At 55.2% G+C, this 14362-nt stretch carries 16 protein-coding genes; 7 read left to right on the top strand and 9 right to left on the bottom strand.

Going from position 1 to position 14362, the window contains the following annotated elements; translation table 11 throughout:
* The first annotated feature begins 11 nt into the window (after positions 1 to 11).
* From OS190_RS01485 to OS190_RS01475, 3 genes are all read left to right on the top strand, one after another.
* Complete coding sequence (locus OS190_RS01485; RefSeq protein WP_267156887.1) at positions 12 to 314, top strand: S-adenosyl-L-homocysteine hydrolase; 303 nt, start codon at positions 12 to 14, stop codon at positions 312 to 314.
* Positions 315 to 405: 91 nt separating this feature from the next.
* Entirely contained in the window at positions 406 to 1794 is a 1389-nt protein-coding gene (gene ahcY, locus OS190_RS01480; protein WP_267156886.1) for an adenosylhomocysteinase, read from the top strand.
* Positions 1795 to 1861: 67 nt separating this feature from the next.
* On the top strand, positions 1862 to 2251 hold the full coding sequence (locus tag OS190_RS01475) for a DUF922 domain-containing protein (RefSeq protein WP_267156885.1): 390 nt from the start codon (positions 1862 to 1864) through the stop codon (positions 2249 to 2251).
* Here OS190_RS01475 and OS190_RS01470 read toward each other — a convergent pair.
* Positions 2248 to 2847 carry an HD domain-containing protein gene (locus tag OS190_RS01470; RefSeq protein WP_267156884.1) on the bottom strand — a complete coding sequence of 200 codons (600 nt, stop codon included), beginning with the start codon at positions 2845 to 2847 and terminating at the stop codon, positions 2248 to 2250. The genes OS190_RS01475 and OS190_RS01470 overlap by 4 nt on opposite strands.
* 164 nt (positions 2848 to 3011) lie before the next feature.
* Between OS190_RS01470 and OS190_RS01465 the strand changes: the two genes are divergently transcribed.
* Entirely contained in the window at positions 3012 to 3353 is a 342-nt protein-coding gene (locus OS190_RS01465; protein ID WP_267156883.1) for a DUF2853 family protein, read from the top strand.
* 112 nt (positions 3354 to 3465) lie between these two features.
* Here OS190_RS01465 and OS190_RS01460 read toward each other — a convergent pair whose 3' ends face one another.
* From OS190_RS01460 to tsaD, 5 genes are read right to left on the bottom strand one after another with little or no spacing between them, the layout of a single operon-like run.
* Positions 3466 to 3858, bottom strand: a complete 393-nt coding sequence (locus OS190_RS01460; RefSeq protein ID WP_267156882.1) for a DUF1761 domain-containing protein — start codon at positions 3856 to 3858, stop codon at positions 3466 to 3468.
* A 57-nt stretch (positions 3859 to 3915) separates the two neighbouring features.
* Positions 3916 to 4335 carry an EVE domain-containing protein gene (locus tag OS190_RS01455; protein WP_267156881.1) on the bottom strand — a complete coding sequence of 140 codons (420 nt, stop codon included), beginning with the start codon at positions 4333 to 4335 and terminating at the stop codon, positions 3916 to 3918.
* Positions 4335 to 4607: a YciI family protein gene (locus OS190_RS01450; protein ID WP_267156880.1), complete on the bottom strand. Its 273-nt coding sequence runs from the start codon at positions 4605 to 4607 to the stop codon at positions 4335 to 4337. Before OS190_RS01450 ends, OS190_RS01455 begins: the two co-directional genes overlap by 1 nt.
* 1 nt (position 4608) lies before the next feature.
* Complete coding sequence (locus OS190_RS01445; RefSeq protein WP_267156879.1) at positions 4609 to 5562, bottom strand: NAD(P)H-dependent glycerol-3-phosphate dehydrogenase; 954 nt, start codon at positions 5560 to 5562, stop codon at positions 4609 to 4611.
* Positions 5559 to 6650 carry a tRNA (adenosine(37)-N6)-threonylcarbamoyltransferase complex transferase subunit TsaD gene (tsaD, locus tag OS190_RS01440; protein ID WP_267156878.1) on the bottom strand — a complete coding sequence of 364 codons (1092 nt, stop codon included), beginning with the start codon at positions 6648 to 6650 and terminating at the stop codon, positions 5559 to 5561. Before tsaD ends, OS190_RS01445 begins: the two co-directional genes overlap by 4 nt.
* Positions 6651 to 6710: 60 nt before the next feature.
* Between tsaD and OS190_RS01435 the strand changes: the two genes are divergently transcribed.
* From OS190_RS01435 to OS190_RS01425, 3 genes are all read left to right on the top strand, one after another.
* On the top strand, positions 6711 to 7421 hold the full coding sequence (locus OS190_RS01435) for a uroporphyrinogen-III synthase (RefSeq protein WP_267156877.1): 711 nt from the start codon (positions 6711 to 6713) through the stop codon (positions 7419 to 7421).
* 70 nt (positions 7422 to 7491) lie between these two features.
* On the top strand, positions 7492 to 8832 hold the full coding sequence (locus tag OS190_RS01430) for a hypothetical protein (protein WP_267156876.1): 1341 nt from the start codon (positions 7492 to 7494) through the stop codon (positions 8830 to 8832).
* 13 nt (positions 8833 to 8845) lie between these two features.
* Positions 8846 to 10336 (top strand): heme biosynthesis protein HemY, encoded by a 1491-nt coding sequence (locus tag OS190_RS01425; RefSeq protein WP_267156875.1) that lies wholly within the window; start codon positions 8846 to 8848, stop codon positions 10334 to 10336.
* Between the two features lies 1 nt (position 10337).
* Here OS190_RS01425 and OS190_RS01420 read toward each other — a convergent pair whose 3' ends face one another.
* From OS190_RS01420 to OS190_RS01410, 3 genes are read right to left on the bottom strand one after another with little or no spacing between them, the layout of a single operon-like run.
* Positions 10338 to 11123 carry a carnitinyl-CoA dehydratase gene (locus tag OS190_RS01420; protein ID WP_267156874.1) on the bottom strand — a complete coding sequence of 262 codons (786 nt, stop codon included), beginning with the start codon at positions 11121 to 11123 and terminating at the stop codon, positions 10338 to 10340.
* Positions 11120 to 13165: an acetate--CoA ligase family protein gene (locus OS190_RS01415; RefSeq protein ID WP_267156873.1), complete on the bottom strand. Its 2046-nt coding sequence runs from the start codon at positions 13163 to 13165 to the stop codon at positions 11120 to 11122. Before OS190_RS01415 ends, OS190_RS01420 begins: the two co-directional genes overlap by 4 nt.
* A complete protein-coding gene (locus tag OS190_RS01410; RefSeq protein WP_267156872.1) occupies positions 13165 to 14325 on the bottom strand; it encodes an acyl-CoA dehydrogenase family protein in 1161 nt (386 codons plus the stop codon). Before OS190_RS01410 ends, OS190_RS01415 begins: the two co-directional genes overlap by 1 nt.
* Positions 14326 to 14362 lie beyond the last annotated feature (37 nt).

The raw sequence follows: 14362 nt of genomic DNA, 5'->3' as shown, positions 1-14362 counted from the left end.
AGGAGAGACTGATGAAACCGTTTATTTCGACCCTGACACTTGTTCTTGGAACGGCATTTGCCACTGCTGCATTGGCAGATGGGGATGTGTGCATGGCGACCGGAGAGATGAAAGCGGCGCTGATAGATTGGTATGGAGAAGCCCCCGTGGCCGAGCCTTCGGATGCCAAGGAACAGCTATGGGTGTCTCAGGAAACCGGGACATGGACGCTGTTAAAGAACTTTTCGGATGGGAACTCTTGTGTGCTTGCCCAAGGGGATGACTGGATGACAGGTACAGGGCAGGATCAGTTTTTGGCACAATTGCAAGATTAGCCCGCTCGCCTGGGGGATCGCCATCATATGTTGAGAGATCGCTGAAAAACTGTTAGGCGGCGATCAAACAACTTTGACCGAGGTGCCCCACATGGCAAACGACTATATTGTAAAAGACATCAGCCTTGCAGCATACGGGCGCAAGGAACTGGACATTGCAGAGACAGAAATGCCCGGTCTGATGTCCCTGCGCGAAGAATATGGTGATAGCAAACCACTTAAGGGCGCTCGTATCGTTGGCTCATTGCACATGACGATCCAGACCGCCGTTTTGATCGAAACGCTGGTCGAACTGGGTGCCGATGTACGCTGGGCGTCCTGTAATATCTTTTCAACACAGGATCACGCGGCGGCGGCGATTGCGGCGGGCGGCACACCTGTGTTCGCGATCAAGGGTCAAAGCCTGACAGAGCATTGGGATTATCTGGACAAATCCTTCATGTTTCCAGAAGGGCCGAACCTGATCCTCGACGATGGTGGTGACGCGACATTGTACATCCTGCTGGGCGCACGTGCCGAAGCGGGCGAAGATGTGATTGCCGTGCCAACTTCGGAAGAAGAGGAAGCCATCAAGGCGCAGATCAAGAAACGCATGGAAGAAAGCCCCGGCTGGTTCACCAAGATGCGCGACCAGATTGTTGGCGTTTCCGAGGAGACAACGACCGGCGTTCACCGTCTTTATGATCTGGTCAAACAGGGCCAGCTGCCTTTCCCTGCGATCAACGTGAACGACTCTGTGACCAAGTCGAAGTTTGACAACAAATACGGCTGCAAGGAATCGCTGGTTGATGGCATCCGCCGCGCCACGGACACGATGATGGCGGGCAAGGTTGCCGTTGTCATGGGTTACGGCGATGTCGGCAAAGGCTGTGCGGCGTCACTGGTTGGTGCAGGTGCGCGGGTGATCGTGACCGAAGTTGATCCGATCTGTGCCTTGCAGGCGGCGATGGACGGTTTTCAGGTGACGACGCTGGAAGATGTGGTTGCGACGGCAGACATTTTTGTCACCACCACCGGCAACAAGGACGTGATCCGCATCGAACACATGCGCGAGATGAAGGACATGGCGATTGTCGGCAACATCGGCCACTTTGACAACGAAATTCAGGTGGCGAGCCTGAAGAACCACAAATGGACCAACATCAAGGAACAGGTGGATATGATCGAGATGCCGAACGGCAATCGGTTGATCCTGCTGTCCGAGGGGCGTTTGCTGAACCTTGGTAATGCGACGGGCCATCCTTCGTTTGTGATGTCGGCGTCTTTCACCAACCAGGTGCTGGCGCAGATCGAACTTTGGACCAAGGGTGACGAGTACAAGAACGAAGTCTACATCCTGCCCAAGCATCTGGATGAAAAGGTCGCGCGCCTGCATCTGGATCGCATCGGCGTGAAGCTGTCCAAGCTGGACCCCGAGCAGGCCGCCTATATCGGTGTCAGCCCGGATGGTCCGTTCAAGCCGGAGCATTATCGGTACTAGGCCAATGCGGTTTGGCGCTGGGGATGCTTGCACCCCGGCGCTGGCCGAAACGGACATCACGTAGACCGTGCTGCACTATCCTGTCAGCGCCGTTACGATTGACGGGTTGAAACGCGATTTGCGTCGAAATGGGCACAAGGGTTTTGCGGGATTTACCAAGTGGGAAGTCCACTGGACCCCGAATTGCAAAGTGTCGGTCAACATCACCTATATCCTGCCTGAACACACGAGGCCGCAGATGATGCCCGAAAGGGTAAGGCGCAGGTTTACACGAATGTTGGCCAATCTGGTCGCGCATGAGAACAAGCATGGGCGACACGCGATTCTGGCGGGCCGCGAGATTGAAAAGGCCGGGTGCAGGAACGCCAGACGGATCATCCGCAAGTACAATGCAGCGGACGCCACGCTTGACCGACGAACTAGGCATGATCGTCGTGACGGCGTAACGCTGGATTAAGACGCCATTGGTGATACGTACCCTTCGCGGATGACTTCTGGCGCATAGGCTTTGCGGGCAAAGACCTCGCGCAGCATGGGCTCGAAGTAGGAGAGCGTTTCGCTCGGATAGGCCGGGTCAAACGACGCCTGATCCCAGCGTTCGCAGAAGGCGGCGCAACTGTCGAAGCAAGGGTGATCGCGGAACCGGTCGCGCGCGTTTTCGTCCCAGCCGTAGTGGTGCGCGTAATAGATCATCTGGAAAATGCCGTGGTGTTCGACGACCCATGAGACATCCCAACGCACATAGGGACGGATGACCTCGGCAGAGAAACGATCGTGGTTCTGCGGGGCCAGCCCATCGCCGATGTCGTGCAGTAAAGCGCCGACAATCCAGTCAATATCTGCGCCGTCACGCTTTGCCCGTGTGGCGGATTGCAGCCCGTGATCCAGCCGCGTGATCTTGTACCCCTCGATGGAGGTTTCGCCCTGTCGGCGCAATTCGTCCAAAATGCGATCTGCGGTCTGCACGACATATGATTTTTCGGCTTCCCGTAACAATTCATAGTCAGCTTTGGTACCGTCTTTCATCTGGGTGAAACTGACACTCTTTGGCATGGCTGATCTCCAATTGTGACACCCGACGTGCCCGCAGTGATCGTGCTTGGTTTCTTGAGGGGGAGCAACGGATCAATTTTCCCTTTGTGCCTGCAGCTTTAGCATTTAGTGTCTGCCTCAAGATCAGAAAGGCTGATCAGGACTAAACAAGTGGGAGACTTTTTATGGGCAAGCGGGACGAGTGGATCGCCAAGTATGCGGACGATTTGAAGAATAAATGTGGCATGACGCCGGATATGGATCTTTTGACCAAAGTGACAATAGGGTGTGGACCGGCAATTTATAATGCGGACGCACAGACCGTTGCAGGCGGCCAAGCGAGCGAATTGGAAACTGTCAAAAACAATTTTCTGATCAAGAAATTAGGTCTGCCTGATGGGCCCAACCTGATGGAAACGATCAACAAAGTGATTGAGACTTATGGCAAATCCGAGCGGAACAAGTACCGTGCTGTTGTCTATTACATGTTGACCAAGGAATTCGGCAAAGAATCCGTTTACGGCTGAGGTTGTAAAAACGCAGTTTATGGGCGCCCGTGGATTTCCCCATGGGCGTTTTTCATTTTAATATCAATGCGTTGAACTTTTTCTCATGATAGGAAGCCCTATCTGTAAGTGGTTAAAACAAGGTCAGAACGAGCCCGATTATTGCACAGCCAAAGGTGGCATATCCACCATCAATCAGCGTCAGCTTGAATGGGCGACCACTATAGCCATTGTTGATCATGATCCAGGGGCTAATGAAAAACAAACCGATCCCCAGACCAGCTACCAATCCTTTGGCCGCTGTATCTATCTGCGACAAGGCAAAGGTGTGCCGCATCATGCCGGCGACCAACACCATCGCAACCGCCGCCAAAATAAAGGGCACAGGTGATTTATCGATTGGTTTCCCATTTGCGTCTACAGCGATGTTGGCTGCTTGGACCCACGGCTTGGCAAGCGCCATGTACCAAACAGCCCCAAAGGCAAACCCCGCCGCTGCGGCGACGAGCACTGAAAGAAACCCCATGTCAAACCTCCCTGATATAGTTTCCAAGGACAGTATGCGCTGAGCAAATCAGATTTGCTATGATTGAGTCTGTCCCATCGCGCAGACCTTTTGCCATTCTGCTTGTGTCACGGGTTGGACGGACAGGCGGGAATTCTTGACCAGAACCATATCGGCAAGCATGGGGGTTTCTTTGATCTGGTCCAAGGTTACAGGTTTAACAAAGGGACGCACCGCTTTGATGTCGACGCATTCCCAGCGCGGATCTTCGGTTGTGCTGTCCGCGTGTGCCTCTGCGATTACTTCGACGATGCCGACAACCGACTTTTCCTTCATCGAATGATAAAAGAAGCCTAGATCGCCCAGCTTCATGTCACGCATGAAATTTCGGGCCTGGTAATTACGCACTCCGTCCCATTCTTCGCCAGCGTCGCCTTTGGCTACCTGATCATCCCATCCCCATGTGTTAGGTTCTGATTTAAACAGCCAATATGCCATTATCCAACTACCTTGACCCATTCGTGCAATGTGACACTTTCGAACAGCCCTGCCTTGGCGTAGGGGTCATTTGCCGCCCAATTCTCGGCCGCGGCCATGTCCGGCAGATCCAGCACAATCATCGAACCACACATTTCGCCCTGGCCGTTTTTTAGGGGCCCGGCCAGTGTTACACAGCCTGTCGAGTCGATATAGGCGAGATGCGCATCACGGTTTTCTTTGCGCACAGGCAAAGCGGCGGGTTTATCATGGGCGATCAAGCAAATGAGCATGTTATTCTTCCTTCAAAGGGCGCGCTAGGAGGCTGCGCATTGCGGTTGAGACATCTAACGTATTCTCAACCAAGCCTGCAACGGCTGCGGTGATTGGCAGATCAAGAGTGTTCTTTTGCGCCAATTCGTGCACGGCGCGTGCGGTGGCGGCTCCTTCGACAGTGGTGGCCGGGTCAAAGTCGGTCCCACTGCCAAGCGAAAGGCCCAGACGGTAGTTCCGGGATTGGACGGATGTGCATGTCAGGGTGAGATCACCAAAGCCGGACAACCCCGCCAACGTTCTCGGGTCCGCGCGAAGGTAAAGCGCCAGGCGCTGCATTTCTGCAAATCCTCGTGTCATGACTGCGGCTCGTGCACTTTCTCCGAGGCCTGCACCGATGGCAGCGCCGCAAGCAATGGCGATGACATTCTTTAACGCCCCGCCAAGTTCTGCACCGTTAGTGTCAGTAGTGCGATAAAGCCGCAGATTCTCGGTTGTTAGGTTTTGTTGAAGGGATCGTCCAATCGCGTCATTGGTACAGGCGAGGGTCAGAGCCGTTGGTAGTCCCTTCGCGATGTCGGCGGCAAAACTGGGTCCGGTTAGGATCGCGGCCGCCGCATCAGGCATGACATCGGCAAGTATTGAAACAGGTCCCGCGCCCGTTGCAAGTTCAAGCCCCTTGCAGCAGGCCACCATTGTTCTGGATTTTAAGCAGTCTCTGTTGTCCTGTAGAAAGCCACGCAGTTTTTGCATTGGAACCGCAATCAACAGGATGTCGGCCTTGCCCGACCGATTTAGGTCTCCGGTAACGTCAAGCTGTTCAGGAAACGGGCAACCGGGTAGCCGCGCGGTGTTTTCACGCTGCTTTGCCATATCCAGAGGATTGCGCGCCCAAAGTGTGACGGGGGTGTTTTTTGATAGAGAAATGGCAAGTGCCGTCCCGAAAGCTCCTGCGCCCAATACCGCTATGTTCATGCTTTCGCACCTTTCTTGCCACTGCCAAGCATTGGTGCCTGAGCGTTATCCAATGGCCACCTGGGGCGCGCGGAAAGGGTTAGGTCGTCTGGCTCTCGGATCTGCGATTGCTCTGCTCCGGCATAGGCGATCATCGCCGCGTTATCCGTACATAGGGCAAGGGGCGGGGCGATGAAACGGGCACCGTTTTCGGCCGAAATAGTCTCTAATGCGCTACGAATGGCGCCGTTGGCGGCGACGCCGCCCGCAACACAGAAAGTACGCGATGCAGAATCAGGATAGGATGCAAAGGCCTGTCTGGTTTTTTCTGCCAGAACATCCACAACGGCGGCCTGAAAGCCTGCAGCAAGGTCTGCCTGATCCTGCTGCGTCAACCCCCCCTTGTCGACGATCACCTTGTCACGCGCCCGCAAAACAGCGGTCTTGAGGCCCGAGAATGACATGTCGCAACCCGCACGATCCGAAAGCGGCCGGGGAAAAATGAAACGGCGCGGATCGCCTAAGATCGAGGTTTGTTCGATTGCAGGCCCACCGGGTTGCGACAGACCGATCAGACGGGCGACCTTGTCAAAGGCTTCACCCGGTGCATCGTCTATCGTACCGCCAAGACGAATAAAGGCATCGGGGCCGTTAACCAGCAGGAACTGGCAGTGTCCGCCAGAAACCAATAGCATCAGATAAGGATAGGGAACAGCATCCGTGAGACGGGGCGTCAAAGCATGGCCAGCGAGATGGTTCACACCATAAAGCGGCTTGCCTGTCGCAGCAGAAAGTCCCTTGGCGCACATAACGCCGGAAACAACGCCACCGATCAAACCGGGACCGGCAGTAACGGCAATCAAATCTATGTCGGTTAGGGCGGTTTTTGCCCGGGCCAGTGCCTGTTCCACGCAATAGTCCAGCTTTTCAGCATGGGCACGGGCAGCAATTTCGGGAACCACACCGCCGAAAGCCGCATGCAGATTCTGTTGACCAACAACTACAGAGGACAACACAACCGCCCGGCCGCTCGCGGGTAAATTCACCACAGCGGCTGCGGTATCATCGCAACTGCTTTCCAATCCCAGAATTGTAAGTGAGCACGGCATAGGCTGCTTTCCGTTGCAAGGGGGCTGTCCCGCAGGTAACACCAGAAACAAAGGCAAACAATGCTCAGACCTGAAATGGATAATCCCAAGCTATTGTTGACGCGGCCCAAGCAAAGCGCCGCGCGCTTTGCCGCTGAACTGTCTGTCGACAGCAATCGGGTCTGTATTTCCCCTTTGTTAGAGATTGTGCCAAAGGAAAATCTGCCGGATCTGGCGCAGTTTGACCAGGTGATATTTACCTCAGTGAATGCCGTTGCTGTTGCTCCTGATGGGAACCAGCGCCGCGCATTTTGCGTTGGCAAACAAACAGAGAAAGCGGCTTTGGCCAAGGGTTGGCGCATAGAACTGGTCGCATTGAATGCGGATGCGTTGGTTGCTGCGATCCGCGAGAGGGCGGTAGCTGGGTCGCTGGTCCATCTTGCAGGCGCACACCGTCGCGGAGAAATCGCCGAGCGCCTCAGGCACTGCGGCATGGATGTGTCTGTTGTAACTTTGTATGAACAGCATCTCAGATTTCTATCACCGAAGGCGCAAAGCCTTCTGGCGGGGGAAGCTCCAGTAATCGTTCCCCTTTTTTCTGCGCGAACGGCTGCGCAATTTGTTGATCAGGCGCAATGTCTGGACCGCGCTGTTATCGTTGCAATAAGTGCGACAGTTGCGGGGATTGTCAAAGGGCTGCCGATTGCAGATATGCTGATTGCGAAAACGCCAACAGGTGAAGAAATGAAGCGACTGGTTGAAAAGCTGTTACGCAAGGATAGGTTGCCTTGAAGCGGGACAGTGATGGCGTCTAAGGTAGACAGGTTCATCTGACCAGGTCAGAATCATAAGGGTATGCAGTGTGGCGAAAGCGAAGAAACCGGCCTCTGGCAACAAGAACACTTCCGGCGCATCAAAGAATGAGAGCGTCAAAGCAAAAGACGCGTCCGCCGAGGTGAAGCCCGAAGTGGTGAGCAAAGCCGATGTCAATTCCGGCGACACCCCAGCGAAACCCGCCACGACCTCAAAGCCGGAAAGCACCGCAACGGCAAGTTCGATTCCCAAGACGGCAAAAACCGAACCGATGAAGCAGTCCGACCCTGTCAAGAAATCGGATGCTTCCCCGACTGAGGATGCCAAGCCCGCAGCGGTGTCGGTGAAACCTAAAGATACAGTAAAAGCAAACGGGGATTCGCCAACTTCGGGTGAGGTGAAAAGTGAAACTCGTAAACCGGTGCCAACGACCACATCCCAAAGCCACGCTGCATTACCTGCAAAGACGCAGAAAGAGGGCAGCCATTTTTGGCCATTGCTGTTTGGGGGCGTAATTGCCGGCGGGATCGGGTTTTTTGTTGCTGAAATGGACCTGATGAACAGAAGCGGGGATACGGTCGAGATTGAAACCATGCTTGCAGCTCAGGCAGACCGTATCGCCACGCTGGAAGCGGCGGAACCTCAAACTGTTGAGGCGCAGGGTCTGGATGAAGTGAAGGAAAGCATTTCCGCCATGGATGCAATGATGACGGCGCTGGAAGCGCGTCTTTCCGAACTTGAGAACAGGCCGGTCTTGTCCGGAGAGGGCACTGGCCCAACTTCCGAGTATGAAGCGGGGCTTGCAGCGCTCAAAACTTCTGTTGAGGAACAGAAAGCCGAGATTTCACGGTTGCTGGAAAATGCTTTGAGCGTTGAAGAGGCCACAGCCAATGCGGCGCAGGCTGCCGCTGCGCAGGCTGCATTGACGACGATCACGACAGCGCTGGCGACCGGTGCAGGATTTGCACCGGCGATTGAAACATTGAACGCCAACGGGATCTCGGATGTACCTGCCGCTTTGACGGAAAACGCAGAGGGAGTCACCACATTGCTGAGCTTGCAGACAAGCTTTCCTGATGCGGCACGCGCGGCCCTTTCTGCAGCGCGCGCAACAGGAGCGGAAGATGACGGCGGCGGTGTTGCTGCCTTTCTGAAGCGTCAGCTTGGCGCGCGTTCGGTGGCCCCACGCGAAGGTTCAGACCCTGACGCGGTGTTGTCGCGAGCTGAAGCTACGGTGCGACGGGGTAATATTGAGGATGCCTTGACTGAACTTGAAACCCTTCCCGTTCCAGCACAGGACGCAATGGCGGACTGGTTGGTCGCCGCCCGTGCACGCACTGCAGCAGAAACTGCAGTGCAGGATCTGTCGCAACGCCTGTCGGCAAACTGAGAAAGTTGAATTTATGTTGTGGTCATTGATCAAGATTATTCTGTTTGTCGCCGCTGTGGCGGTATTGGCATGGGGTGCCAGCTCTTTGCTGGAAAGCGAAGGCCAAATCGGCATGCAGATTACGGTGATGGGGACCGAATACAGTTTCGGACCCCTGCAATCGGTCATCGGCCTTGCTGTATTGCTGATTGCGGTTTGGGTGCTGCTCAAGGTGCTATCGTTGCTTATTGCGGTCTGGCACTTCCTGAACGGGGATGAGACAGCCCTGTCGCGTTATTTTGACCGTAATCGCGAACGCAAAGGATTTGACGCACTGTCAGAAGGGTTGATGGCATTGGCGAGCGGTGAAGGCAAAGTGGCAATGGCCAAAGCTGCCAAGGCGGACAAATACCTGCAAAAACCCGCATTGACCAATCTGTTGACCGCGCAAGCCGCGGAAATGGCGGGCGACAGGCGCAAGGCGGAAGAGACATACCGCAAGTTGGTTGAAGATGAATCGACCCGGTTTGTCGGCGTGCGCGGCATCATGAAACAGAAACTGGCGGATGGAGATACGGAAACCGCATTGAAGCTGGCTGAGAAAGCCTTTGCCCTGAAACCCAGACATGCAGAAACTGGTGATGTGTTGCTGCAATTGCAAGCGGGCAAGGAAGACTGGACCGGGGCGCGCAAGACACTGAATGCCAAGCTCAAAAATGGGCAACTTCCAAGGGATGTGCACAAACGCCGGGATGCGGTATTGGCTCTTTCAGAAGCCAAAGATGTATTTGACGAAGGCAAGGATATCGAAGCGCGGGAAGCCGCGATCGAGGCAAACCGACTTTCACCAGATCTGATCCCCGCAGCCGTGATGGCAGCGCATGGGTATATCGAGCAGAACAAGCCGCGTTATGCGGCACGCGTATTGAGCAAAGCCTGGGCAGTGCAGCCGCATCCGGACCTTGCCGCCGCCTTTGCTGCAATTGAACCAGATGAAAAACCCGCCGCACGGATCAAGCGGTTTGCAGCGCTGACAAAGTCACAACCGGATCATGCAGAAACCAAAATGTTGAAGGCGGAACTGCTTATTGCGGATGAGGATTTCCCCGCGGCACGCCGTGCCCTGGGCGACTTGGTTGAGGTTGATCCAACTGCACGGTCGGTGACCCTGATGGCCGCAATCGAACGCGGCGAGGGGGCATCGGATACGATTGTCAAAGGTTGGCTGGCGCGGGCATTGACCGTTTCACGCGGGCCGCAATGGATTTGCGAAAATTGCCAGAACATCCATACGGATTGGGCTCCGATTTGTAATAACTGCAACAGCTTCGATACACTCGCTTGGAAGACTCCGCCCATGTCAGAGGTGGCAATGCCCGGTGGTGTGTCGATGCTGCCGCTGATTGTCGGCACGGCCGAAGACAACGCAGGGGCAGTTGTTGTTGCGGATACAATCGAAGATGCGGAATTGATCACCGATCCACCCGAGGATGACAGAAAGAACGAGGAAGCGGCAAAGCTTTAGACTATTTGCCCTTCCAAACCGGATCACGTTTTTCTGTAAATGCACGTGCCCCTTCCAGTTGGTCCTCGGAAGAATATAGTATGTCGACCGATTGTAATTGCCTTTTTGTGATGCGATTCATTGCGTCCTGAAACTTTGAATCCTCGGCATCTCGTACGATTTCCTTGATTGCGGCATAGACCAACGGCGGACCGGAGGCGAGCAGACGTGCCAGTTCCCATGCCCGATCCATTAATTGCTCCGCGGGCAGAATTTCATTAATCAACCCCCAACCCTTGCCTTCTTCGGCATCGAACCAGCGGCCAGTGAGCAAAAGTTCCATGGCGATGTGATAGGGGATGCGCTTGGGAAGCTTGATGGAGGCTGCATCGGCTACGGTACCCGAACGGATTTCAGGCAAGGCGAATGTGGCATGATCAGCTGCGAGGATCATATCGGCGCTGAGTGCGAGTTCAAGACCGCCACCGCAGGCAATGCCGTTAATGGCCGCGATGACGGGCTTATTGAGGTCGCGTAGCTCCTGCAATCCGCCGAAGCCACCAACGCCATAATCCCCATCGACAGCATCGCCATCTGATGCTGCCTTGAGATCCCACCCAGGGCAGAAGAATTTGCCACCACCACCGGTGATGATCGCCACCCGCAGTTCCGCATCATCGCGGAAACCGGCAAAGATTTCTCCCATGAGAACCGAAGTCTTCAGATCAATTGCATTGGCTTTGGGCCGGTCAAGCGTTACCTGCAGAATGGCACCGTCGCGCCGGGTTTTGATGGGGGAGTCGGTCATGTGGCTTCCTTTATTGATGTGTGGCGCAGAAGCGCGTCGGCGGCGATGGCGTCTGTCGCTGTACAGATCAGGGGATTGATTTCAACCTCTTGCAAGGTGTCGCGGTGCGCAATGGCAAAATCCTGCACGGCATTGATGGCCTTGAGAACCGAGGGCAGGTCGACAGCAGAGGCACCTCGGTATCCGTGTAAAAGCGGGGCGATTTTCAGATCATTCAAGGCGGCACTGATTTCCGTCTCGGTGGCGGGTACCAAAAGAGATACCGTATCTCCCAGAAGTTCCGTTAGCGTGCCGCCCGCACCGAGCGTCAGAACAAACCCATGTGCAGGGTCATTGACCACACCGATGAGAAGTTCGGCGATGGTGCCGGTGACCATTTCTTCGATCATGTAAGCGGAGGCGGGCATAGTCTTTGCCGCGGCGAGCGTTTCCATGCTGGAAGTAAGGTCAAGTTTCACGGCATCCTGTTCGGTCTTATGTGCGATTCCCTCGCCCTTGAGGACCTGAGGAAAACCGATTTGAGCTGCGACGGTTTCTATTTCCTCAAGTGCGGCGCAGCGATCAGATTTGGGGATGCGCAGCCCGTACCCTGCGAGGGTTTTCTTGGACTCGGCTTCGGGAACCAGTATCGCGTCGCCCCCTGGATTGGGCAGGGTAACGGGCTCGGGTGTCCTGGCAACGGTTGTACTGGCGGCGGCACAGGCAGCAAGCGCTTCTTTCAACCCGTTAAAGGGCACAACGCCATTTGCCATCAATTGACGGGCGACGCTCTCTGGCATTAGTTCGGGCAGGGTTGCGGCCATGCCATAAAGATGTCCGGTCTGCAGCGCCGCGGCGATGGTAGCGGCAATAACGCAATCCCAGTCGGACGGGTCACACCGGTCAGTACGCGGGAAATCAACGATCAGGATGGTGATTGCAATACCGGCGTCCGCCACGGCAGCAAAGGCGCGGGTCATTGCAGGAATATCGCGCCAGATGTAGGTATGATAATCCAATGGATTGGCAAGCGCGACACGAGGACCAAGCGCTGCGCGCAGGTCAGTTTTCTGACGAGTGTTCAAACGCGGAAAACTGATATTCTGGAACATGCCGATGTCCGCAGCAAGGCTCGCTTCACCACCTGAGCAGCTGATTGTGGCAACACTATTTTGCGGCAGGGGACCGGCGACATGCAGCAGTTTGAGGGTTTCAATAAAGCTGGGCAAATCGTCGACACGTGCGATACCGAGGCGTTTCAAGAGCGCGGCGGCCCCCGCGTCATGACCCGCCAGTGATGCGGTGTGTGAGATCGTAGCGGATCGCGCTTGATCGGAACGACCGACTTTGATCGCGACGATGGATTTGTTTAGGTGCCGGGCGCGGAGGGCGAGCGCTTCGAAACTGCGCAGATCGCCGATACCTTCGATGTGCAGGCCCAATGCGGTCACACGGGGATCTTCCAACAGGGCCATACCGATTTCTGAAATCCCCGATTGGGCCTGATTTCCAGCGGTTACAACATAGGCCAGCGGCAGAGCTCGGCATTGCATTGTGAGGTTGATCGCTATGTTGGAACTTTGGGTGATAATCGCAACACCAGCTTCGACAGGCTGACCGCCATGTTGATCAGGCCAGAGGAGTGCGCCGTCCAGGTAGTTGATGAAGCCATAGCAGTTAGGACCCAATATTGGCATGCTGCCAGCTTTTGACAGGAGTAACTCCTGCAAGCCGGCACCAGACGTATCTTCCGTCTGCGCCTCAAGGAAACCCGAGGCAAAGCAAACCGCGCCGCCTGCCCCGCGTTCTGAAAGGGCTGCAACAATGTCGATTGTAGCCTCGCGGTTGACACCGATGAATGTCGCATCAGGCGCTTGAGGCAGGGCATTTACATCGCGGTAAACCGGCAACCCTTCGATCAGTTCTGTCGATGGATGCACTGGCCAGATGTCGCCCTGAAACCCCAGTTTCTGACATTGCAGAACAACTTGCTTGCACCACGCACCACCCCCGACAACGGCAATGGTTTTTGGGCGCAGCAGCCGATCAAGCGACCGTATCATCACGCCCCCAGAGGGCGGAGTAAATCACGCGAAATGATGTGGCGCTGGATCTCGGATGTGCCGTCCCAGATACGTTCGACGCGGGCATCACGCCAGAAGCGCTCAATCGGGAAATCGTCCATCAGACCCATGCCGCCGAATATCTGCAGTGTCGTGTCCGTTACGCGCGCAAGTGCTTCTGATGCATAGAGCTTGGCTGAGGCAATCTCGCGGTTGGCAGGCAAGCCTTCATCCAGACGCCAGGCAGCAGCGAGAGTCAGCCAGTCAGCGGCATCAATCTCGGTGATCATATCGGCAATCTGAAAGGACACGCCCTGAAACTTGCCGATCTGTTGGCCGAATTGTTTTCGTTCCGCTGCATAGTTAAGGGCATAGTCGAAACATCGTCTTGCCCGGCCAACGCTGAAAGCGGCAACAGTGATGCGAGTTGCATAAAGCCATTCGTTCATGACGGCAAAACCACCATCGACCTCACCCAGGACCTGGGCATCCGGCAAACGGCAATTGTCGAAATACAGCACGCAGTTTTTGTAGCCCTTGTGGCTGACTGAATTATACCCGTCGCGCACTTCGAAGCCGGGTGTGCCGCGATCCACAAGGAAGGTTGTGATACGTTTTTTGGGACCTTTGGCGGTTTCATCAACACCGGTTGCAATAAAGACGATAAAGAAATCCGCGTGTTCGGCTCCCGAAATGAAATGTTTGGATCCGTTCACAACCCAATCTCCGCCGTCGCGGACAGCGCTACATTTCATGCCGCGCACATCCGATCCTGCGTCGGGTTCGGTCATGGCAAGTGCATCCATCCGTTCGCCACGGACTGCAGGCAAAAGATAGCGCGCACGTTGTTCTTCGTTACAGGCCATCAAGATGTTTTGCGGCCGCCCGAAGAAGTGAGTAAGAGCCATCGATCCGCGACCCAGTTCACGTTCGACCAGGGTGAAATCAACATGGGATAGCCCGGCACCGCCAACTTCCTCGGGGAAGTTGCAGGCATAGAAGCCGAGATCTATCACCTTTTGTTTGATCTCTTCGCCCAAGGCATAAGGGACCTGTCCGGTGCGCTCTACCTCGGCTTCATGAGGATAGATTTCATTTTCTACGAAACTACGCACGGTAGAGACAATCATCTCTTGTTCTTCGCTGAGGCCAAAGTGCATTGCGAGCTGTCCTTTATGGGGCTGTTTCAATGACCTT

The organism is Sulfitobacter sp. F26204 (assembly GCF_026410305.1).
Classification (GTDB): domain Bacteria; phylum Pseudomonadota; class Alphaproteobacteria; order Rhodobacterales; family Rhodobacteraceae; genus Sulfitobacter.
Note: the sequence above shows the minus strand (reverse complement) of the source record. Positions and strands in the feature narration are given on the sequence as shown.